We start from the raw sequence: 22,781 nt of genomic DNA, 5'->3' as shown, positions 1-22,781 counted from the left end.
CGACTGTCGACAGTTATAACTTAATTATAACGGACAGCTAATGGCAGTCAACACTTTTTTGTCACAAAATACTCAATATTATGGTAATTTTAGGTTGATAGTATTTCTCTCTTTTTGCTAGACTATTAGTGATTTCCGCAGTGAAAAATAAACGAGGTGAACAGCGTGAAGTTTTCGATCCAACGTGCAGTCTCTTATCATGATCAAGTCCATCATTATTTAAAAGATATGATTATTAAAGGAGGATATCAGCCAGGCGAACGGATCTATGAATCGAAAATCGCCAAGGAGCTGCAAGTGAGCCGCAGCCCCGTCAGGGAGGCAATTCGGACACTTGAACAAGAAGGCCTGTTATTGATAGATGATAAATCAAAAATTACAGTTTATGAACCGACAATCAAAGACCTTGAAGAAATATACCAATGCCGCCAGGCGCTCGAATCACTGGCCGTTTCATTAGCGACCCGCCTTGCTTCAAATGAAACACTGGCGCTCATTTCCGAAACGCTCTCTGACGCGCATAAGCATCAAGAAAGCCAAAGTCCGGAGTCGGCCAATGCTCTGCTTCGTCTAAATACGCGATTTCATGATGTCATCATCGAAGCGAGCGAAAACGAACGCCTGCAAAAACAGCTGCTTGATTTGCGGTCGCTGACCTTTTTCTACCGGAGCAAAAACCTTGAAAAACCGGAACGCACCCTTGACATCATCAATCAGCACGAGGAGATTCTAAGTCACATGCAGGACGGAAATGATGCAAAAGCGGCAGAATCAATGAGGAAGCATATAGAGGCAGACCTTTGCTACTTAAAAGAGGTGTTGTTCGGAAGCAGTGCCGCACGCTAAAAAAGCAGGGTTTCCCCTGCTTTTTTCAGATCTGAAAGACAAATTCGGCTGTTCGGTTGATCCCTTTGATGACATCCGGAAGACGATCGCGTTCATTCACGACATGAACATGCTTAAACCCGACTGCTGCAGCCCGATTCCCCGCTTCTTCGGTGAGGCAGACCGCCTGAAGACGGGCAGCCGCTTTTTCCGGACGGAGGCCGATTGTCTCCGCCTCGTTGACGAACAGATCGACGCATGTTCGATTCCCAAACATCACTACATCAACAGGAAATTCATCGATTTCCCGTTTAATGATCGATGTAAAGCGATTGTCGATCATCCTGTCATGTGTAATCAATACCTCACACCCGGAGCGCGGTTGATGTTGCACGGCTTCCCTGCTGCCGATCAGCAAACAGCTGCCCGAGATCGGCATTTCCGTTTGTAGAAAAGCGGCAAATCCCCGTTCTTCAAGAGCTGCTTTTACATGCTGATCTGAAGCGTAGAGCCGTCCGCGCATTTCCCTGACATCGATCTTCAAAGCGGCAAGCCGGCTGAAAAATCTTCGCAGTGACGCACTTGAGGTGAACAGCAGGCTGTCAAAAGAGGCAATTCGATCTAAAACTGCATTGTCAGGCACCGCTTCGGCTAAGTTCCATTTCGGCCATTCAACAACTTCGGCGCCTTGTTCACGAAGCGCCTCCACTGGAATTCGTTCTTCTTCACAGCTTTTGACTGCCATGATGTTCAGCCCGATCAAAGGCTTTTCTTCAAACCAGCTGTTCTGCCTGAATGATACGATGTCGCCGATGACGATGATCGCGGGATTTTTGATTTGATGCTCGGTTATTTTTTCCCTGATATTCTGCAATGTCCCTTTAACGCTCCGCTGCCGGCCCCATGTGCCCCATTGGATGACCATCGCGGGAACAAGAGGGGACTTGCCGTGTTTCATCAGCTGCTCGCATATATAACCAAGGTTTTTGATCCCCATGTAAAAGACGAGGGTTTGAACGCCTTTGGCCAGCCCTTCCCAATTCATTTCCGGTTTGCCCGATTTATCATGAGCGGTGACAACGGCAAAGGATGAAGCGAAATCGCGGTGGGTCACAGGCAGTCCGGCATAAAGAGGCGCGGCGATTCCCGATGTAATGCCGGGCACCATTTCGTACGGGATGCCGTGTTCGCTGACGGCAGCCGCTTCTTCTCCGACTCTGCCGAACACGCTCGGGTCTCCTCCTTTCAGCCGGACCACTTTGAGGCCTTTCAGGCCCTTTTCAATGAGCAGTGCATTGATTTCACTTTGTTTCATATAATGGCGGTCCGGGAGCTTGCCGCAGTAGACAAATTCGCATGATGCTTTTGCATGCTCAAGCAGCCGGGAATTGACGAGCCTGTCATACAATATGACATCCGCCGCCTCGATCAGTGTTCTTCCTTTTAATGTGATCAATCCTGAATCGCCCGGTCCGGCCCCGACAAAATATACTTTCCCATTCCCCATCAACTGTCATCCTTCCATCTGCCGATTCTGTAAGCGTGTTTGTTTTTTTAATAAAGAGGGATCACGTTCAGCGACCCTTAAGGCTTTTGACAATACATGTCTTTGAGCCGTTTAATAAACGATATACAAATCTTCGCCTTCAACGACCGTTTCGTATGTCTGAATACACCCTGTATCAGGCTCTTGGACTTTACCGTCTTCAAGGCTGATTTTCCAGTCGTGCATCGGGCAGAAGACGAATTCGCCGCTTACCATTCCTTCGGCAAGCACGCCCCCTTTGTGGGGGCAGCGGTTTTCAATCGCACGGACGCTGCCGTTTGAAAGCTTGAATACCGCGATTTCCTTGTCCTCGATAAGCACTGTCTTCCCAAGCTGATTCGGCAAATCCCCGATCTTCGAAACAAACACCTTTGTTAAGTTCTTGTTCACCATGTGAATTCCTCCTCAAGTTGGTTTCTCATTTTAAGAAGTGACAACATTTTCGAATAGCTGTTTTGTTGTCTTTTCGTCTTCCAAAAAGTCTTTCCATGGGTCTTTATGGACAGACAGCGCTTGATTGATGCGGTCATTCAGCTCTTTGCGTTTTTCTTTATCATTTAATACGGATTGGACGTGGGACAAGCCGACACGTTCGACCCATGCAGATGTCCGCTCTAAATAGTTGGCTGTTTCACGGTAGTATTGGAGATATGCGCCTGTGATTTCGATAACTTCTTCCGCCGTTTTGACTTTCATTAACAGATCGCCTGCGCGCAAATGCGTGCCTCCGTTTCCACCGACGTAAATTTCCCAGCCACCGTCGATGCCGACGACGCCGATATCTTTAATGCCGGACTCAGCACAGTTTCTCGGACAAGCGGAAACCGCCATTTTAATTTTGTGAGGTGTGTAGAGCCCTTCAAATTTTTTCTCAAGGTCAATTCCGAGGGCCATTGAGTCTTGCGTACCGAAGCGGCAGAACTGTTCGCCTACACACGTTTTTACAGTTCTGAGCGTTTTTCCGTAAGCAAATCCTGAAGGCATGTCAAGATCAGCCCATACTTTCGGAAGATCTTCTTTTTTGACGCCGATCAGATCGATCCGCTGGCCGCCGGTCATTTTCACTAGAGGAATTTCATATTTGTCGACGACATCAGCGATGCGCCGCAAATCATTCGAATTGGTAACCCCGCCGTACATCCGCGGTACGACTGAATATGTGCCGTCTTTTTGAATGTTGGCGTGCATCCGTTCATTGACGAAGCGGGATTCCCTTTCATCTTCATATTCCTTCGGATTGATCATGCCGAGGTAATAGTTAAGCGCAGGGCGGCACTTGGAACAGCCTTCCGCCGTTTTCCAGCCGAGCACGTTCATGACTTCTTTCGTATGGGTCAGCCCTTTTTCTTTGATTTCAGCCACGAGTTCGTCTCTTGAAAGGTCTGTACATCCGCAAATCGCTTCTTTTTGTGCTGAAGCATCAAATTCTGAGCCGAGCGTATGCTGGAGAATCTCTGCAACAAGCGGCTTACAACCTCCGCAAGAGCGTGATGCGCCTGTGCAGGCTTTAATTTCATCCGTAGACGTGCATCCCTGCTCTTTAATCGCCTGGATGATCATTCCTTTCGAAACACCGTTGCAGCCGCATACAATCTCATCGTCGCTCATCGCAGCAGTCAAGCTCATGCCTTCTTCCTGATTTAAAGGCTGCAAGATTGAAATTTTAGAAGTATCAGAAATATCCGCTCCTTTTTGAATCATGGAAAACAGCCTGTTTCCTTCGCTGCTGTCTCCGAACAGTACGGCGCCGATCACCTGATTGCCGCGCAGAACGATTTTTTTGTAGATACCGTCCTGTTCGTCAAACACTTTGAGCGCTTTTTTGTCTTCTCCGTCATCCTCATTAAAGTCGCCGGCGGAAAAGACCTCAACACCGGAAACCTTCAGCTGGGTTGACAAAACAGATCCTTCATACGGATTCGTTTCAACGCCGCAGATTTTTTTGGCGAGCACTTTTGCCTGTTCATAAAGAGGCGCGACAAGTCCGTAGGCAATGCCTCTATGTTCCGCACATTCTCCGACAGCGTAAATGTTGGGAACTTCGGTTTCCATGTAATCATTGACGACGATTCCTCTGTTTACCGGAAGGCCGCAATCTTTGCCGAGCTGAACGTTCGGCTTGATTCCGACCGCCATGACGACCAAATCGGCTTCAAGTGTTGAGCCGTCTTTGAATTTTAAGCCTTCGACACGTGTTTCTCCGTAAATTTCTTCAGTCTGCTTTTCCAGTAAAAATTTCATGCCCTGCTTTTCCAGCTCTTTTTGCAAAAGCCGTCCTGCGGTTGCATCAAGCTGACGCTCCATCAAATATGGCGCGAGGTGGATAACGGTAACATCCATGCCAAGGTTGAGAAGTCCGCGCGCTGCTTCCAGTCCCAGCAGCCCGCCGCCGATAACGGCTGCTTTTTTGTACGTTTTGGAAGCTTCGAGCATGATATCCGTATCCTTGATATCACGGAAAGCTGTTACACCTTCTTTATCCGCTCCGGGCAATGGCAGAATAAAAGGGAGAGAACCTGTCGCCAAAATCAGTTCATCATACGGCTGGACTCTTCCCGTATCCGTGATGACGGTTTTGGACTCCGGATCAACTTTAACGACTTCTTCACCTGTATACAGCTGAATCCCGTTTTCTTCATACCAATCCCAATCATTCAGTGTAATGTCCTTAACATCCGTATCTCCTTGAAGCACTTTGGAAAGAAGAATCCTGTTATAGTTTGGGTGCGGTTCGTTTCCGTAAATCGTGATCTGAAACTCTTCGTTTGAAATTTTAAGAATTTCTTCAATGGCCCTGACCCCGGCCATACCGTTCCCTACAAGGACAAGCTGCTTTTTTTTCACTATGATCCTCCCCTTTTTTCAAAACAATTCACTATACGCCCTAAACAAGTATTCTATTTACATCTTTAAAACTATCACAAATTATAGTTAATTTTGTAAACTTTTTATGACTTTTTATGACAATTTATTCACAAAATTGTCAACTGACGGACGAATTTTTACGGAGCAAACCTTAAATCCCGGCATTCTGCAAGACGGATCTAGCGTTTCCGCTATCAAGTCGTTCACATTTTGCGAATCCGCCCAATGCATGGGTACAAATACGGTATCCGGCCTGATGGCTTCCGACCATTTGCTCCTGACAATGATGCTGCCTCTTTTTGATTCCACCCTGACCAGCACCCGGTCGCCAATGTTATACTTTTCGGCCGTTTTCGGATGGATTTCCATAAATGATTCAAAGTGTCTTGCTTTGAGCGCAGCGCTCCTTCTCGTCTGTACGCCGGTTAAATAGTGAGACATCACCCTTCCGGTCGTCAGAAAAAGGGGGTAATCCTCAGTTGGTTCATCTTTTTTGATCTTTGGTTCGTTCGGGACGACGCACATTTTCGCTTTTTTGTCCGGGTGGGCAAAGGATGATTCAAACAGGCGCTGTGTCCCAGGGTGCCCCTGTTCTGGACAAGGCCATAAAATGCCGCCTTCCTTTCTCAGGCGCTCATAAGTGATGCCCGAATAGTCGGCAATTCCGCCGCGGCTCGCTTTTCTCAATTCATTAAAAACATCCTCTGCCGATCGATATGAGAAATAATGGCCTTTTCCAAGCGCTGCAGCGATATCGCAAATAATTTGCCAGTCATGCCTCGCTTCACCGGGGCACGGCTTTGAAGCTTCCCTTAATGTTACTCTGCCTTCCAGATTGGTCATCGTTCCTTCGTCCTCGAGATAGGATGATGCGGGGAGAATGACGTCTGCGAGCCTTGCCGTTTCAGAAAGAAACAAATCAACGACGGCAAAAAACTTTAATTTTTCCAAAGCGGATTTGACAAAGCCGGCGTTCGGGCTGGATACAACAGGGTTTGAACACATTAAAAACATGCCGGTAATGTCGCCTTCATGAACTTTCTCCATCATTTCATAAGCGGATACACCTTTTCCCGGAATGTCTTCAGCTCTTATGCCCCAAACATCCGCAATATAGGCGCGGTCGTCTTCATTTTCAATCGAACGGTACCCGGGCAGCTGATCTGCTTTTTGCCCGTGCTCCCGCGCGCCCTGCCCGTTTCCTTGCCCGGTGATAGCGCCGTATCCGCACGCAAATTTGCCGATTTTCCCCGTTGATATTAGAATATTCAGTAAATTTCTGACAGCAGCGGTTCCGTCCGTCTGCTGTTCAACCCCTCTTGCCGTGAACAGCATTCCCGTCTCCTCGCGGGCGAATTTTACCGCAGCTTTTTTGATCTGCTCGATGTGTATCCCGGTTTTGGCCGAAATTTCTTCAAGTGATAAAGACGTCACATGGCGCTTGACCTCTTCAAAACCTTCCGCTCTATCTCTGAGAAAAGCTTCGTCTGTCAGCTGTTCTTCAATGATGATTTTCAGCATTCCGTTTGTGAGCGCGGCGTCAGTCCCAGGCTTGATTTTTAAATGCAGGTCGGCAATCTTGGCCGTTGCCGTTTCGCGGGGATCGATGACAATGATGTAAGCCCCATTTTGCTTCGCTTCTTCAAAATACTGCATGATCGTCGGCTGGCACTCTGCGATATTCGTACCAGCAAGGATGATGACCCTTGCATGGGGGATCTCGGAAAGGGCATTTGTCAGCCCCCGGTCCATTCCGAAGGTTTGATTTGCAGCTGTGGCGGCTGCCGACATGCAAAGCCTGCCGTTGTAGTCAATATGCTTCGTCTTCAAGGCGACGCGGGCGAACTTCCCGAGCAAATACGCTTCTTCGTTTGTAATGGACGCGCTGCCGTATACACTCAAAGCATCGAAGCCATCTTCATGCTGGATCGCTGTTACTTGTTCTTTGATGTACTGAAGCGCTTCTTCCCATGACACACGGACAAATTCGCCGTTTTTTTTGATCAGCGGATGGGTGATTCTCTCTGAATGAAACGCGTGCTGATGGGCGTTCATCCCTTTCATGCACAGCCGCCCTTTTGTCGTCGGATTGTCTTTTCCGACCGCCGTGTATTTTTTTCTTGTCACAATCGTCTGTTCAATGAGCTGCATTTTGCACTGCATGCTGCAAAATGGACATTGGGTGTCATACGTTTTTTCGGATTGCACTTCTTTTTGCTTTGTGCGAAAGTACTTTAGCAATCGTTCTGTCATTTCACATCAGCCCTTTTATCGTTTCTTGCTGAGCCAGCCGCTTCTCTTTTTCAAGCCGTTCGATCAGCTGGCCGCGAAGTCCGTTGTCAAATAAAACTTCCCGAATATGAATGATGCCGGCGCGTTCAATCCAATGCCCGATATTCTCGAGATAATTTGCTGTTTCGCGGTAATATTGAAGCAGGCCTTTCATGAATTCCCCCGCTTCCTCCGCCGAGTCGGCTACTGCAAGCAGCTCTCCCGGGGAAGCATGCTGTCCTCCCTGGCCGCCCGCATAAATCTCCCATCCTCCGTTTACTTTGAGAAGTCCAATGTCATGAACTGAAGCGTACACGCAATCGTCCAAACAGCCCGACACCCCGATCGAGACCTTTGCCGGAATGAGGAGGGATTCTGCTGCTTTTTCCAAGTCTGCTGCCAATGTTTGAATCTGCGGTGATCCGCATGGGCACGTTTTAACCGCGGCGATCCGCTGCTGTTGCGGCAGGCAATACGGCATGCCGAGTTCTTCTTTCACGCGCTCTATATGCTCCGGCTTGATGCCGGCAAGCTTTAATCTCTGATGGTGTGTCATGTACACCTCTTGAATTTGATATTTTTCAATCACTCCGGCAATGCGCTTCAGCTCTTCGGCATTCGTTCGGCCTCCGTACATTTGCGGAATCAGTGTATCCGTCTCCTCTTCGTGCTCCTCATCGGTGTTGTCCGGACGGATCATTTTTAAATAGTAGTGAATCGCGGGCACGCAAATCTGGCATCCGCTGCTATTTTTCCAGCCGAGCACTGAGATGACTTCGTGAACGGAAGAAAGATTTCTTATCTGTATTTCGTTCACGACTTCATCTTCCGTGAATGAAGTACAGGCGCACATCGGTTGTTCCGCCGCAGATACGTGACCATCCTGTTCGGCGGTATGGAGCAGCAGTTCCTCGACCATCGGCCTGCAGCCGCCGCATGACCCGGAAGCATTTGTACAGTGTTTGACCTCCTCGGCCGTCTTTAAATCGTGCCTCTGTATGGCCTCCATGATCGCACCTTTTGAAACCGCATTGCATTGGCAGATCGTTTCACCAAGCGCCATAGAAGCGACTGAACTGTCTTCTTCCGATTGAAACAGCTCTTTTTTGACAACGGTAATATCCCTTTGTTTGATAATGCTTTCCAACAGCCTTTGGCTGCCGCTGGTGTCTCCGTATAAAATGACGCCGGCCATTTTATCCTCTTGAAAGACCGCTTTTTTATAGACTCCTGCCGCTTCGTCTAAAAGTTTAATAGCCGTCGTCGAGTCGTCCTCTGTGATTTTCCCTGCCGAAAAGACGTCGATGCCGGACATTTTTAAAGTTGCAGACTGGACAGAGCCCTGATAACCGGCACATTCGAGGCCGCAAATATGTTTGGCCAGCACTTTCCCCTGTTCATACAATGGCTTGACTAAGCCATAGACCGTTCCGTTATGCTCCGCGCATTCACCGACGGCGTAGACATTTGGCACATTTGTCTCCATATAGTCGCTGACAATGATCGCCCTGTTGGTTGAAATACCGCTTGCCTTGGCCATTTCGATATTCGGTCTGACACCGGCAGCCATGACGATGAGATCGGCACTGATCTTCGTCCCGTCTTTAAACCGCACACCCTCGGCGCGGGATGTCCCTAAAATCGCCTCTGTATCTTTCTCCAAAAGAAAATGGATCCCTTGACGCTCCAGCTCTTTCTGGAGCATGGCAGATGCCGGCGGATCGAGCTGATTCTGCATGATACAGGAAGAGTGGTGAATCACATCAACCTTCATCCCAAGGTTTGCCAATCCTCGCGCCGCCTCAAGGCCTAAAATTCCCCCGCCGATGACGGCCGCTTTTTCAAACCGCTTTGATGCCTTTATAAATGCCCGGCAATCGTCTATTGTTCTAAAACCATATACCCCTTCTTTGTCTGCACCATGAACCGGGAGGATAAACGGGGAAGAGCCCGTCGCAATGATCAGTTTGTCATAAGCGATTTCGCGGTTCTCATCTGTCGCCACCGTCTGTTTAACCGTATGGATTGCCACAGCCGTTTCCCCTGTATAAAGTGTAATCCCGTTTTCTTCATACCAGCTCCGGCTTTTTGTCATCACGTCGTTCCAATCCGTTTCCCCCTGCAGGACAGAAGACAGCAGAATCCGATTATAGCTGAGGTGTGGTTCGCTGCCGATGATGACGATCTCAAACCGGTTCCCGCCGTGTTGTAAAATTTCTTCGGCCGTGCGAACTCCGGCCATGCCGTTTCCTATTAAAACTAACCTTTGTTTCCCCATTTTCTCCCCTCCCCTCTGCAGCTTTGCTCTGGATTATTATTTCACATTGCATCGCTAAAGCGTTCTAACCTGTTACATTTCCTGACAAAAAAATTTAGAAACAGGACGGTTTGACCAGCACCCATTGATGACGATTCAACGGCTTTGGCCCCGATGTTAAAGTTCAACATTTTATCACATTTTTTATCACGTTCTGCTTGTTTCTTTTCCTGCAATCTACTAGGCTTATAAGTAAAGAACATAAGGAAAGGAGGAGGAGAATGCTACCGATTAAAAGAAGACAGCAGATTTTGGCGTGGATCAAAGAAGAAGAATCTCTGCGCATTTCGGAAATTTCGAAAAGGCTGAACGTCTCTGAAATGACCGTTTACCGCGACATTAAACCGCTCGTTGAAAACGGACAGGTCATCAAGACGGCAGGCGGAATTACGCTAAACAAGCCGAAGCAGCAGCTTGGGCAGCTTTGCGTCGTTTGCGGAAAAGGGACAAGTTCGAGGCTTTCCGTACAAATTGTAAAAAACGACAGCCAGATTGAACAATTTTGCTGCGCCCATTGCGCAATGCTCCGCTATGAGAAAGTGAAAGATGATGTATCACAGATGATCTGCAGAGATTTTTTGCTGGATACGACGATCAGCGCCAAAGCTGCCGTCTTTTTGCTGGATACAGATCTTCATTTGAACTGCTGCGAGCCGCAGGCGATCCCTTTCGCTTCAGAAGCAGATGCGCGGAAATTCAAAAAAGGCTTTGGCGGACAGCTGTTATCGTTTGACGATGCCGCGCTTCTGGTCCAGAAAACGATGAAGAACAGCTGCTGCAGCCTGAAGACGTGAAATTTTTTTAAAAGATTGGATGAATGTGATGAAAAGAGCAACACTCTGGGCAGTTCTGGCTGTTCTTTGTACCATTTTGCTGCCAAAAGCCGCTTTTGCTCACGCTTATATCGTAAATTCAGATCCCGCTGAAAATCAGGAGCTGAAAAAAGCGCCTGCAGAAATTAAGATTGAATTCAATGAAGCGATTCAGAAAGGGTTTCATTCTATAACGGTCAGAAATTCGTCGGGTGAGCGCGTCGATTCCGGCAAAACGGAAATCGACCCGCAAAACGCCAAGATCATGACCGTCAAGCTGAAACCGAAGTTAAAGGATGATATCTACTCGGCCGAATGGAGAGCCGTATCCGCAGACGGTCATCCCGTATCAGGCACGATCCCTTTCAGTATCGGAAACATTCAAGGCGGGCTGCCGAAAGATCAACAAAATCAAGCATCAGGCCTGCCGGCAGCCGATACCGTCATGGAACGCGTCCTTTTGTATACCGGTTTCTCCCTGTTCATGGGAGCCGCTCTTTTGCAGCTCGTATGGCACCGACCTGAAAACGGCTGGCCGGGTGACAAACGGCGCCGTCTGAAGCGGATCAAGAATGCTGCGCTCTTATTGACAGGGGCCGCCATCATCATTCAGCTGCCACTGCAAACAAAAGCAAACGCAGGTGTTTCCTGGCTCGGGGCTTTACAGCCTTCGCTTTTACAGGAAACGCTTCTGAATACGACGGGTGGAATGCTGTGGCTGATCAACATCGCCATCATCGCCTTGCTTGTTTTTTGTTCGAACAGAAAAGGCCTGAAGAGCGCGATCTTGAGCCTGTTCCTTTTTGCCGGACTTTTGTTCGTCAAATCGCTCGACGGCCATGCCGCTTCGACAAGCGCCGGCTATATGACAATTGCGATGAACTTCATCCATCTGAATGCCGCTTCCATTTGGACGGGCGGACTCGCGATGTTTGTGCTGTTTTTCGGAAAAGACTGGCTGAAGCCTGACAAAAGTTTGATATGGGAAACCATTCGGCGTTTCTCGCCATGGGCGCTGGCTTCAGCAGGGCTTCTCATATTCTCGGGCCTTTTCAACAGCTTTTTCATCATTCATACACTGGATAACCTGTTCGGGACGGCTTACGGGAAAGCGCTCCTTGTGAAATCGGCGCTCGTTCTTCTCATGATCGGACTCGGAGCATTTCACTATTTCCGTTTTAGAAAAGCGCCGAAACGGCCGGACGGCCGTTCGATGAAAGCTGAATGGGCGGTCGGGCTTCTCATTCTGCTGACCACGGCGGTTTTCACCAATATTCCAAGTCCGCCTGCGCCGCTGCCGCAGCCTTTCAGTGAGACGAAGCAGCTGATGGAAGGAAATACGCTGTCGCTCCGAATCAGCCCGAACATGCCGGGCTCAAATACGTTTGAAGTCACAGTCAGAAACAGAAAAGGAGACGTCGTCAAAGATATTCAAAAAATCGAATTAACTGTTGAGAAAACCGGGCTTTTCGGGGATGACAAGGAGAGCACGTTCAGCCTCAGCAAAAATAAAGACGGTGTTTTCCAAACGAAAAATTTAAATCTAAACGAAGACGGCATCTGGAAGATCCGCGTTCACGGATTAACGGCGTCATTTGAGGAAATCAGAACGGTTTTCAATGCAAAAATTAATAAAAAGGAGTTTTGATTATGTTTAAAAAAACATTATGGCTGGGTGCAATCCTAGCATCATTTTTGCTTTTCTCCGTGCCGGTCAGCGCACATGTTACGGTAAAACCGACTGAATCAGCAGCAGGCTCATGGGAAACATACACGGTTAAAGTACCGGTTGAAAAAGACAACGCCACAACCAAGGTCGTTCTCAGCATGCCGGACGGTGTTGAATTTCAGCAGTATGAACCGGTGCCGGGCTGGAAAACGAGCACTGAAACCGGCAAAAACGAAAAAGTGACAAGGGTGACGTGGGAAGCCGAAAACGGCGGCATTCAGCCCGGCGAATTCCAGCAGTTTACCTTCACCGCCAAAAACCCTGACAAAGAACAAAAGGCCGCCTGGAACGCTTACCAATATTATAAAGACGGCTCTATTGTCGAGTGGACCGGTGATGAAGACGCCGATACCCCGCATGCGATCACAAGCATTGTCGACGCTGCAAAGCTCGGACACGAAACGGTTGATGCACACGGCGCTTCAACGAAAGAAAACACTGCCGCAGAAAATGAGGACGGTCAAGGAGGACAAGGGATTCAAACCGCTTCCCTGATCCTGTCGATCCTTGCCGTGCTTCTTGGAGGTGCTGCGCTGCTCTTGACAGTGCGGAAAAAGAAATCATAAAAAATAAAAGGCTGTCGGGAATATCCCGGCAGCTTTTTTGTCCATTTCAGTCCGAATCCTGCACAATCTGATAATACATGCCCGTTTTTTGATCGACCACCGGCTCCAAATGAAGCCCGTCATCAGTCTCAAATGTTCCATTCAGGCGAGCGGCATCCCCTGTATATAACGTGTACTTTCTTCCATTGGGGGTTGTGAACAGTGAAGAAGCTTCCGCACTTTCCGTTTCCGGGTGATCAGATTTCACAATTACATAGTTTAAATCGCGGTACCATTGATATTTGCCGTTTTCCCGTTTGATGTGAGCGAGGCAAATTCCCTCCCCCTCCGAATCCCCGAATCGAAAAACGACGACTTTTTCACCGTTTAAATCGATTTTGTCTAAAATATCGTCTTTTGTGATGTTTTCGTAACGAATGCCGTCCTCAATCGCTCCCTGTTCACTGTTCACCCATTTGGTTTGTTGGTCAGCTTCTTGAGCGCTCGCACATCCGGCGAGCCAGATCAACAAGAAGAATAAAACTGTTCGTTTTTTCATCCGCTTCCTCCGACTTTAATTGTTTTTAGGCCATTATATGAATTCGGCCAGCGTTGAATATTTCCTCTTTGCAGGGAAATTTCTGAAGCAGCGATTCAAAAATCAGCCAACTTATCTTACAATAGAAAAAGTTCTGAATGATCGATTGGGGAGAGATGGGAGTATGAAAATATCGATTCTGTTTGTCTTGCTTGCGGCCATTTTATGGGGAACGACGGGAACAACCCAGGCATTCGCGCCGAAAGAGGCGGCGCCTCTTGTATTCGGCGCTGTCAGAATGGCGGTCGGCGGCATCACCCTGCTGTTGTTCGCGGCTTTGCGCGGACAATTGAAACGCAGCGGTTGGCCCGTTAAAACGCTGATCATCGCAGCATTGAGCATGGCATTTTACCAGCCTTTCTTTTTTTCAGCCGTCAACCTGTCAGGGATCGCCGTCGGAACGGTCGTCGCCATCGGTAGCGCTCCGATTATCGCCGGCTGCCTCGAATGGCTCGTGTTCAAAAAAGTTCCGCAGACGAAATGGTGGATCGCAACGGCTGCAGCGATAGCAGGCGTATCCTTGTTATTCATCCCGTCCGCCTCATCGGGAGGGAGCTTTCTCGGCATACTGCTCGCACTCGGCGCCGGGCTTTCCTTTGCCGTCTACACGCTGACAAGCAAGAAGCTCCTGCAAAAGCAAAAGCCGGAGGCTGTCACAGGCACCGTGTTCTTTTTTAGCGCTGTATTGCTTGCCCCGTTATTGTTTCTGTACGATCTGAGCTGGATCTTATCGGTTCAGGGAATGACTGTCAGCCTCTATATCGGCGTCATTGCAACCGGGGCAGCGTACCTGTTATTTACGACAGGATTGGCCAAAGTGCCAGCCTCAACGGCGGTGACCCTGTCGCTGGCTGAACCGCTCACAGCGTCGCTTTTGGGAACCGTGCTTGTCAGAGAATCGCTGCCTCTTGTTTCCTGGGCCGGAATCGCACTGCTCCTTTTAGGCATATTTTATATTTCCTATCAGCCCAAAAAGGATAAAATAAACGCTGAACAGGTGAAAGCGTAAAAAATCCCGCCCGGGGATATGAGGGCGGGTTTTCATGTTGACTTATGATTCATCCAAACCGATGGACAAATATTTTGTTTCCAAATACGGCTCGATGCCTTCCTGTCCGCCTTCGCGTCCGATTCCGCTTTCCTTCATGCCGCCGAAAGGCGCCTGAACGGTTGACGGTCCGCCATCATTCCAGCCGAGAATGCCGTAATCAAGATTTTCGGATAAATAGATGCCGCGGCGGTAGTTTTCCGTAAAGAAATATGCCGCTAAACCGTAAGGCGTATCATTGGCGAGCTTGACCGCTTCGTCCAGCGTTTTAAAAGTCGTAATCGGCGCAACGGGACCGAATGTTTCCTCATGCATGATCGTCATTGAAGGGTCAACATCCGTCAGCACTGTCGGGTGGACAAAGTAGCATGATTTCTCATCATCGCTTTCGTATTCGGCGCCGATGAGAACTTTCGCCCCTTTATTCACCGCGTCATTGATTTGGTCGACGATTTTCTGAAAGCCGTTTTTATTGATGATCGGACCGATTGATACACCTTCTTCAAGTCCGTTCCCGACTTTCAGCTTGGCAACTTCCGCGCGGAGTTTTTCTGCAAATTCATCCTTAACCGATTCATGAACGATCAGACGGTTTGCACAGACGCACGTTTGTCCGGCATTCCTGTATTTCGACAGCATCGTCTGTTTAACGGCGAGGTCGATATTGGCATCTTCATCAACGATCAGCGGAGCATGGCCGCCGAGCTCCATTGACACATGCTTAACCGTCTCGGCGCTGTTTTTCATTAAATGTTTGCCGACAGGCGTTGACCCGGTGAACGTAATCTTGCGGATCAGCGGATGGCTTGTAAAAATAGAGCCGATCTCTTGTCCGTCGCCGATCACACACTGAAGGACGTCTTTTGGAATGCCCGCTTCGTGCCCTAGCCGGACGAGCTCAAACGCCGTTAAAGGCGTGTCAGGCGCAGGCTTGATGATAAAGGTACAGCCTGCCGCCAAAGCCGGCGCCGCTTTTCGCGTGATCATCGCCGCCGGAAAGTTCCACGGAGTAATCGCCGCAACAGGACCGACTCCCTGGCGCGTAACGATGATGCGCTTGTTCGTCACAGATGCGGGAACCGTTCTTCCGTAGATGCGTTTCGCTTCCTCCGCATACCATTCGATATAGCCTGCGCTGTATATGACTTCGCCCTGTGCTTCAGCGTACGGCTTGCCGTTTTCAAGCGTAATTAATTTTGCCAGCTCGTCCTTCTGCTCCACAATCAAATCAAACCATTTTTTCAGCAAGCCCGCTCGTTCTGAAGCCGATGTTTTCGACCATTTTTGAAATGCTTCATGCGAGCGTACGACAGCCTCTTCGACTTCCTTTGCAGATTGCTGGGGAACCGATTTGATTTTTTCTCCAGTCGCAGGATTATATACTTCTAGCATGCTGGTCATGTTGAATCTCCTCCCCTTTACGTTTTGAACTGCTGTTGTATAAAAGAAAACCGATCAATGTCCATCCTGCCAAGATCAGCCACTCATACGGCCATGTAAGCGCGGCCGGCATGCCTGGTAAATAAAAGGCAAGAAAGATAACACTTAAGAGGATAGCAGATATACCCGTCGTTTTCCACTTATTGATTTTATACGGTCTGTTTAAATCCGGCTCTGTCTTTCTCAGCTTCATGAATGCAATCGACACGATCAAATATCCGACTATAATACCTGTTCCCCCTGCATTAACGATCCAAACAAGGGCCGGGCGCCCGAGCAGCGGCGCAAAAAACGCCAGCGCCCCCAGAAATAAAATCGCGTTAGTCGGCGTTTTATACTTCGGATGGATGAAGCCGAACCATTTCGGCACCATGCCTTTTTCCGACATCGCAAACAGAATGCGGCTCGCGCCGATGATAAATGCGTTCCAGCTCGTAATGATGCCCGCGACTCCGCCAAGGACAAGCACCGTGCCGAACAGCTGGTTCCCGAGCAGATTGACCATTGCATCTGCGGTCGCCAAAGAAGTCGTTGCAAGCTCGCTTTCTGACAGCCCCATCGTCACGCCGAAAACAATCAGCAAATAAAACACGACCGCACTGACAATCGAAATAATCAAAATTTTGCCGATGATTTTTTTCGGGGCATTAATTTCAGCCGCAACCTGTGGGATGACGTCAAATCCGACAAACAGAAACGGTATCATGACGAGGACGGACATCATACCGGAGAACCCGTCTTTAAAAAGGGGCTGTACATGTTCGACGTCACCGTTTACCAAGGCCCCGCCCAAAAGGAGAAAGCCCGTGGCGATAATCGCGATCGTGAAAACCGACTGAAATATCGCGGCCGGCTTGACGCCGAAGTAATTGAGCGCGGTCAGGACGACCGCACCTCCTGAACCGATCAACACCCAAGTGGCATACACGTCCCAGCCGCTTAGCGACCAGAGAAAGCCCTGATGTTCGACAGGCAGGACGTAATCAATGACGGTCGGCAATGCGACCGCCTCAAATGTAATCACCGAAACATAGCCGAAAAGCACACCCCAAGCGGCGACAAAAGCCGTTTTTCGGCCGAACGCCCTGTAGACGAAAATCAAGCCGCCCCCCGTTTCAGGGATGGCAGAAGACAGCTCTGCGTACGTTAACCCGATTAGGATGACGAGTATGCCGCCGATGATAAATGCGATGGTGCTGCCCAAAAAGCCGGCTGTCGAAATCCAGTCGCCGGAAAGGACGACCCAGCCCCAGCCGAGCATAGCCCCGATCGCTAAAAATAGCACATCCGTTTGCGACATCGTTTTTTTCATTTGCTGTTTACCCATCAAAATCCGCCCCTTCTTTTAGAAGATGTCAAACTAGAGCTGTTCCAGCGCTTCTTCGATGATGTCGAGTCCTTCCTCAAGCAATTGATCAGAAATGACGAGCGGAGACAGAAAACGGATAATGTTGCCGTTGATTCCTGCCGTCAACAAGAGCAGGCCGTGTTCATTGGCGTACTTGGCAATCTTGGCCGAAGCTGCTTTGTCCGGCTCCCGCGTCTTTTCGTCCCGGACAATTTCAATCGCCGCCATCGCGCCAAGTCTGCGGACTTCCCCAATCTGCGGATATTTCATCTTCCATTCAAGCGCCCGCTCTTCGATGGCTTTACCGATTTCTTCAGAGCGCTTGTTGAGCTGTTCCGATTCAATAATATCGAGCACTGCTAAAGCAGCTACGCAACCAAGCGGACTTCCGGCATATGTGCCCCCGAGTTCCCCAGGATCTGCCGCATCAAGCATTTCCGCCCGGCCGATGACACCGCTGAGCGGAACGCCGGCAGCCAGCGATTTTGACACCGTCACAAGATCAGGAACGGCATCAAAATGCTCAATCGCAAAATATTTGCCCGTTCTGGCAAAGCCTGTTTGGATCTCATCAGCGACAAAAACGATGCCGTGTTTTTGACAGAAAGCTGCGACATGCTGCACAAACCGTTTTGAAGGAATAATGAATCCCCCTTCTCCCTGTACCGGCTCCATGACAACGCAAGCAACTGTCTCTGGAGCAACAGACGAGACGAAGAAATCGTCAAACGCCTGAATAACCATGTCATCGTAACTTTCATCAGTCATCCCTTCAGGCTTTCTATAGTAGTAAGGAAACGGTGCCTGATATACCTCAGGTGCAAATGGACCGAATCCGAATTTGTATGGTTTCACCTTGCTCGTCATGCTCATCGTCATGTTTGTGCGCCCGTGGAATCCACGGGTAAAAGAAACGACGGCTTGACGCTTCGTATATTTTCTGGCGATTTTCACGGCGTTTTCTACGGCTTCCGCACCAGAGTTCAGGAAAATCGCTTTTTTCTCATGGGCGCCCGGCGCAAGCCGGCAAAGCTTTTCCGCCAATTCAACATAGGCCGGATACATCATGACGTTAAAACCGGGATGGATGAGCTGTTCGGCCTGCTGCTTGACAGCTTCCACAACTTTCGGATGTGAATGCCCGACATTTAATGTGCCAATCGCCCCGGCAAAATCGATAAAACGGCGTCCGTCAATATCATATAAAACGGCACCTTCCCCTTTAGCAGCCAGATGACGGTTTCCGTTGGAGACACCCCTTGCCACGAATTGATCCCTTTTGGCCTGCCAATCTTCCGTTGTAAATGCTTTTGTGTTCAAACTCATAAAAAATCTCTCCCCCACTTTTGTTTCTTATAATTCTGAATATTTTTTGGTATGATGAAAAGTACCAATCATTAATTTTTGATGGTACCAGAGGGAGGCGCTATGATTACGTTACCGATTGACCGCTCCAAGGACGCGGATTATATTTATCATCAAATCTATCAACGGATTAAAGAAGAAATTTTCAGCCGCAACCTTTTACCGGGGAAAAAACTCCCATCCAAGCGCGAACTCGCCGAAGCATTGAACGTCAGCATCAATTCGGTAAACTCTGCCTACCAGCAGCTACTGGCAGAAGGTTATCTATATTCGCGTGAAAGAAAAGGCTTTTTTGTAGAGCAGATCGAAACGTTCCACGCCAGCCGCCAGCCGGGTCCCCTTCAATTGGAAAAAGAACTGGTTGAAGAGCACGAAAATAAAGACGGCTGGATATCGTTTTCCCATATGAGCGTCGATACGGCGCATTTTCCGTTTAAAACATGGCTTCGCTGCGAACAGAAAGCGGTTTCTTCCCATGTAAACGAACTCGGAGAAATGACGCATCCGCAAGGCGTCTACGAAGTGCGCCAGACGATCGCACGCTTTATCGCTTTAACGAGAGGCGTCAAGTGTCACCCCGAACAAATCGTGATCAGCGCAGGCACGCAGTCCTTAATTCACACGCTTCAGGATCTTCTCCCCGCCTCAGCCGTCTATGCGATGGAGGAGCCGGGATACAGCCGCATTTACCGACTGCTGAAAAATGAAGGTAAAGAGGTGGCCACGATTCAGCTCGACCATAAAGGAATGCGGATCAGCGAGATTCACCGTCTGAATCCGGACGTTTTATTTGTCACGCCTTCACACCAGTTTCCAACAGGAATCATTATGCCGGTATCGAGGAGGATTCAGCTTTTAAACTGGGTTTCCGACGGGGAAAACCGCTATATTGTGGAAGACGATTATGATAGCGAATTTAAATACGGGAGCGATACGATTCCCGCCCTGCAAAGCCTTGACCGCTCTGAAAAAGTCATCTACATCGGCACTTTTTCAAAATCGCTTCTTCCGGGCTTGAGAATCAGCTATATGGTACTGCCGCAAAAACTGCTGAGGCGATACAGAAAAAGGCACCATTTCTCGATTCAATCGAGCAGCGTTTTAACGCAACTCGCCCTGCAGGAATTGATCGAATCGGGGGAGTACCAAAAGCACATCAAGAAAATGAACCAGATTTACGAAGAAAAGCGGACAAGGCTGATCGGAAGCCTTGTCAAAACCTTTAACGGCCGGGTCAAAATTAAAGGCGAGAGCGCAGGCCTTCACTTTTTGGCCGATTTTGAAACGGATAGAAGTGAAGAAGAGGTTTTATCAAGAGCAAAGGAAAGACGGGTCGAAGTTTACGGCATGAACCGGTTTACGTTAAAGAAAGAGCAGTCAAAACATGAAGGAACAGTTTCGCTCGTGCTTGGATTTGCCAAAATCGCTGCCGATCAGATCGACGAAGGGACTGCCAAGCTTTATGAAGCGGTATGCGGTGATGAGAAGCTTTAAAAAATACCGGCAGGTTCGCTCCTGCCGGTATCAGCTTGGCTTTAGAAAGCCGACGTCTGCCCGTTTACCACCGTTCTTTTTCTACCTGGAGAACCGCCTCGATCAGTCCCGGAAACTGCTCCTCCAATTCCCGTTTGCAGAGGGAGTAGTAATGATGCTTCCCTTCGATGCGGACTTTGAGCAGTCCCGCTTCTCTCAGCACCTTGAAATGGTGGGACAGCGTAGACTTTGCGATATTGAGATTTGTGCATGTACCGCACGTTTTTTCGGCTGTGTCAGCCAGTGCTTTGACAATCTCAAGCCTGTATGGATCACTCAAAGCCTGGAGAACAGATGTTAACTTCATTTCATTTGTTTTCATGGGTTAAATGTATCATAATCCTAACTTCAAGACAATTCGTCAAGCAGGCAAATGGGTTGCCGGCAAGGCAAAGACATGTTACGATGCAATTGTTCGATGATTTTCGAACAATCGATTCACTGTGTATACAACGTACACGATAAGGAATTCTAAATGACATGACGGAGGTTTGATCCGATGATCGTATTGCAAGCCTATATGAAAGTAAAACCAGAAAAACGCGACGCCTTTCTCGAAAGCGTACAACCGCTGCTTAAACATTCAAGAGCTGAAGACGGCAATGCCCAGTACCAGCTGTTTGAAGATACCGAGCATGCCAATACATTTGTCATGCTTGAGCAATGGAAAGATCAAGACGCGCTTGACGCCCATAATCAGACAGAGCATTTTCAAGCTTTCGTTCAAGCCGCGGGCGACCTTTTATCAGAACCTCTGAATGTGGTTAAAACGCACACAACGGATTAAAGAAAGGATGACGTTTGAAATGAATGAAGTATTGAAAACATTGACAGACCATAGATCGATTCGCAGCTATACAGATGAGCCCGTGAGTCCTGAACAGCTGGACAAGATCATTCAAGCCGTTCAAGCAGCGCCGAATTCAATCAACGGCCAGCAGGTCACCGTGATTACGGTTCAGGATGAGGAACGGAAAAAGAAAATTGCCGAACTGGCCGGCGGACAGGTCTGGATTGAGCAGGCCCCCGTTTTCCTTTTGTTCTGCGCGGACTTCAACCGTGCGAAAATCGCCCTTGAGAAAAGCGGCGAAACGCTTGCGATTACAGACGGAATGGAATCCGTGCTTGTCGGAGCTGTCGACGCAGGCATCGCCCTCGGTACGGCCACAGCAGCCGCTGAATCGATGGGACTTGGCACTGTGCCGATCGGCGCGGTCCGCGGCCGTGCAGAAGAGCTGATCGAACTGCTCAATATTCCTGAATACGTCTTCCCTGTCGCAGGACTTGTCGTCGGCCATCCGGCAGACCGCTCCGCGAAAAAGCCGCGCCTCCCGGAACAAGCGGTAAGGCACAGCGAAACGTATCAACCGGATTTAAAACCGCTGATCGACGCGTACGATGAAGAAATATCCGAATACATGACAAAACGGACAAACGGACAAGAAACAAGAAACTGGTCGCAGGGCATATCCGCTTATTACAATAAAGTGTACTATCCTCACATCCGTGAAATGCTTGAGAAACAAGGATTTAAACTCGAATAGATACTTTAGGCTATCGATGATCGATAGCCTTTTTTCATGCGTTCCATTCCACATTTCGATGAGCATCGAAGGTCTTTACATTTACACTATGTAAAAAAGGAGTGGAATACATGAAATCATTTGCAAAGTATAAAGCATTTCTGGATCTCCATCATCAGTCAGGCCCATTCGTTCTGCCGAATGCCTGGGATGCGGCCAGCGCCAAAGCGTTTCAAAACTGCGGTTTTAAAGCTGTCGGCACAACCAGCGCCGGAATTGCCATGTCCCTCGGCTATCCCGACGGCGAACATCTCCCCTTTGAAGCATTGCTTTCCGTACTGAAAACCATCATGGATGCCGTGGATATTCCCGTCAGCGCAGATCTTGAAGCGGGTTACGGCCAATCACCGGAAACAGTCGCTGAAAACGTGAAAAAGGCAGCAGCGGCCGGCGTTGTCGGTATTAATATTGAAGACGGAACGAAAGACCCCTTCCAGCCGCTGTGTGATGCAACATTAATGGAAGAAAAAATTGCGGCTGTTAAAAAACTGAACCTTCCTGTTTTGATCAATGCCCGTACGGATGTGTACTGGCTCAATGCAGATGATCCCGGCTCCCGGCTTCAAACAGCCGTCCGGCGGGCAAATCGGTACAGACAAGCAGGCGCGGACTGCATTTTTATCCCCGGAGCCGGTGATACAGACACCATTGCCGGGCTGAGAAAAGGTATATCCGGGCCGCTCAATGTGCTGGCCGGCTCACACACCCCCTCTTTACAGATTCTTTCCGAACTGGGGATCGAACGAATCAGCTGCGGATCCGCCCCTTTCAGAGCCGCACTGTCGCTGGTGAAAAAGATCGGTGAAGACATCATCCTCCGCGGCTCCTTCAGTCATATGACGGACGGCGTGCTTTCATATGGCGAAGCTGCTGATTGGATTAGCCTTCATCGTGACCCAAAACAAAATCGTTGACCGAAACAGTTCGGTCTGTTAATATTTCATTTATGAAAACTC

19 protein-coding genes are annotated in these 22,781 nt (G+C 48.9%); 9 read left to right on the top strand and 10 right to left on the bottom strand.

Translation table 11 applies throughout. The features are described from left to right. The first annotated feature begins 165 nt into the window (after positions 1-165). Positions 166-846, top strand: a complete 681-nt coding sequence (locus MKX80_RS02615; RefSeq protein ID WP_268310407.1) for a GntR family transcriptional regulator — start codon at positions 166-168, stop codon at positions 844-846. 25 nt (positions 847-871) lie between these two features. On the opposite strand, the gene cobA is transcribed toward MKX80_RS02615, so the two are convergent. The 5 genes from cobA to nirB (MKX80_RS02590) all read right to left on the bottom strand — a co-directional run bounded on the left by cobA (position 872) and on the right by nirB (MKX80_RS02590) (position 9,785). Then, positions 872-2,332, bottom strand: a complete 1,461-nt coding sequence (gene cobA / locus MKX80_RS02610) for a uroporphyrinogen-III C-methyltransferase (RefSeq protein ID WP_268310406.1) — start codon at positions 2,330-2,332, stop codon at positions 872-874. 111 nt (positions 2,333-2,443) lie between these two features. Beyond that, positions 2,444-2,764: a nitrite reductase small subunit NirD gene (gene nirD, locus MKX80_RS02605; protein ID WP_268293489.1), complete on the bottom strand. Its 321-nt coding sequence runs from the start codon at positions 2,762-2,764 to the stop codon at positions 2,444-2,446. A gap of 30 nt (positions 2,765-2,794) precedes the next feature. Continuing rightward, positions 2,795-5,215 (bottom strand): nitrite reductase large subunit NirB, encoded by a 2,421-nt coding sequence (gene nirB, locus MKX80_RS02600; RefSeq protein ID WP_268310405.1) that lies wholly within the window; start codon positions 5,213-5,215, stop codon positions 2,795-2,797. Positions 5,216-5,329: 114 nt separating this feature from the next. Continuing rightward, positions 5,330-7,489 (bottom strand): nitrate reductase, encoded by a 2,160-nt coding sequence (locus MKX80_RS02595; RefSeq protein ID WP_268343165.1) that lies wholly within the window; start codon positions 7,487-7,489, stop codon positions 5,330-5,332. A gap of 1 nt (position 7,490) precedes the next feature. Beyond that, positions 7,491-9,785 carry a nitrite reductase large subunit NirB gene (gene nirB, locus MKX80_RS02590; RefSeq protein WP_268343164.1) on the bottom strand — a complete coding sequence of 765 codons (2,295 nt, stop codon included), beginning with the start codon at positions 9,783-9,785 and terminating at the stop codon, positions 7,491-7,493. A 260-nt stretch (positions 9,786-10,045) separates the two neighbouring features. Here nirB (MKX80_RS02590) and MKX80_RS02585 point away from each other — a divergent pair, with 260 nt between their 5' ends. Genes MKX80_RS02585 through MKX80_RS02575 form a run of 3 tightly spaced genes read left to right on the top strand, consistent with a single transcriptional unit; the run spans position 10,046 to position 12,931 of the window. Continuing rightward, positions 10,046-10,618 carry a DeoR family transcriptional regulator gene (locus tag MKX80_RS02585; protein ID WP_339227893.1) on the top strand — a complete coding sequence of 191 codons (573 nt, stop codon included), beginning with the start codon at positions 10,046-10,048 and terminating at the stop codon, positions 10,616-10,618. A 19-nt stretch (positions 10,619-10,637) separates the two neighbouring features. Then, positions 10,638-12,284, top strand: coding sequence for a copper resistance protein CopC (locus tag MKX80_RS02580; protein WP_339227891.1), 1,647 nt, complete (start codon positions 10,638-10,640; stop codon positions 12,282-12,284). A 2-nt stretch (positions 12,285-12,286) separates the two neighbouring features. Continuing rightward, positions 12,287-12,931 carry a DUF1775 domain-containing protein gene (locus MKX80_RS02575; RefSeq protein ID WP_176277305.1) on the top strand — a complete coding sequence of 215 codons (645 nt, stop codon included), beginning with the start codon at positions 12,287-12,289 and terminating at the stop codon, positions 12,929-12,931. Between the two features lie 46 nt (positions 12,932-12,977). Here the strand turns inward: MKX80_RS02575 and MKX80_RS02570 are convergent, their stop codons facing one another. After that, positions 12,978-13,469 carry a hypothetical protein gene (locus tag MKX80_RS02570; protein ID WP_268310402.1) on the bottom strand — a complete coding sequence of 164 codons (492 nt, stop codon included), beginning with the start codon at positions 13,467-13,469 and terminating at the stop codon, positions 12,978-12,980. Between the two features lie 163 nt (positions 13,470-13,632). On the opposite strand from MKX80_RS02570, the gene MKX80_RS02565 reads away from it, so the two are divergent. Then, on the top strand, positions 13,633-14,517 hold the full coding sequence (locus MKX80_RS02565) for an EamA family transporter (RefSeq protein WP_182069290.1): 885 nt from the start codon (positions 13,633-13,635) through the stop codon (positions 14,515-14,517). Between the two features lie 42 nt (positions 14,518-14,559). Here the strand turns inward: MKX80_RS02565 and gabD are convergent, their stop codons facing one another. From gabD to gabT, 3 genes are read right to left on the bottom strand one after another with little or no spacing between them, the layout of a single operon-like run. Continuing rightward, entirely contained in the window at positions 14,560-15,957 is a 1,398-nt protein-coding gene (gabD, locus tag MKX80_RS02560; RefSeq protein WP_154995637.1) for a succinate-semialdehyde dehydrogenase, read from the bottom strand. Beyond that, positions 15,932-17,323 carry an APC family permease gene (locus tag MKX80_RS02555; protein ID WP_182069292.1) on the bottom strand — a complete coding sequence of 464 codons (1,392 nt, stop codon included), beginning with the start codon at positions 17,321-17,323 and terminating at the stop codon, positions 15,932-15,934. The genes gabD and MKX80_RS02555 overlap by 26 nt, the downstream gene beginning before the upstream one ends. 33 nt (positions 17,324-17,356) lie before the next feature. Further along, entirely contained in the window at positions 17,357-18,670 is a 1,314-nt protein-coding gene (gene gabT, locus MKX80_RS02550) for a 4-aminobutyrate--2-oxoglutarate transaminase (RefSeq protein ID WP_268293484.1), read from the bottom strand. 102 nt (positions 18,671-18,772) lie between these two features. On the opposite strand from gabT, the gene MKX80_RS02545 reads away from it, so the two are divergent. Continuing rightward, a complete protein-coding gene (locus MKX80_RS02545; RefSeq protein WP_154995631.1) occupies positions 18,773-20,203 on the top strand; it encodes a PLP-dependent aminotransferase family protein in 1,431 nt (476 codons plus the stop codon). 64 nt (positions 20,204-20,267) lie between these two features. On the opposite strand, the gene MKX80_RS02540 is transcribed toward MKX80_RS02545, so the two are convergent. Beyond that, on the bottom strand, positions 20,268-20,564 hold the full coding sequence (locus tag MKX80_RS02540) for a metalloregulator ArsR/SmtB family transcription factor (protein WP_154995629.1): 297 nt from the start codon (positions 20,562-20,564) through the stop codon (positions 20,268-20,270). 177 nt (positions 20,565-20,741) lie between these two features. Between MKX80_RS02540 and MKX80_RS02535 the strand changes: the two genes are divergently transcribed. From MKX80_RS02535 to MKX80_RS02525, 3 genes are all read left to right on the top strand, one after another. Next, complete coding sequence (locus MKX80_RS02535) at positions 20,742-21,029, top strand: putative quinol monooxygenase (protein ID WP_154995627.1); 288 nt, start codon at positions 20,742-20,744, stop codon at positions 21,027-21,029. A gap of 19 nt (positions 21,030-21,048) precedes the next feature. Continuing rightward, positions 21,049-21,786 carry an NADPH-dependent oxidoreductase gene (locus MKX80_RS02530; protein WP_154995625.1) on the top strand — a complete coding sequence of 246 codons (738 nt, stop codon included), beginning with the start codon at positions 21,049-21,051 and terminating at the stop codon, positions 21,784-21,786. 110 nt (positions 21,787-21,896) lie between these two features. After that, on the top strand, positions 21,897-22,739 hold the full coding sequence (locus tag MKX80_RS02525; RefSeq protein WP_268343107.1) for an isocitrate lyase/phosphoenolpyruvate mutase family protein: 843 nt from the start codon (positions 21,897-21,899) through the stop codon (positions 22,737-22,739). Positions 22,740-22,781 lie beyond the last annotated feature (42 nt).

The sequence above is a fragment of the Bacillus sp. FSL K6-0972 genome (genome assembly GCF_037976035.1).
Lineage (GTDB): Bacteria > Bacillota > Bacilli > Bacillales > Bacillaceae > Bacillus > Bacillus haynesii.
The sequence above is the reverse complement of the archived record's forward strand: the minus strand, read 5'-3'. Positions and strand labels throughout refer to the sequence as shown.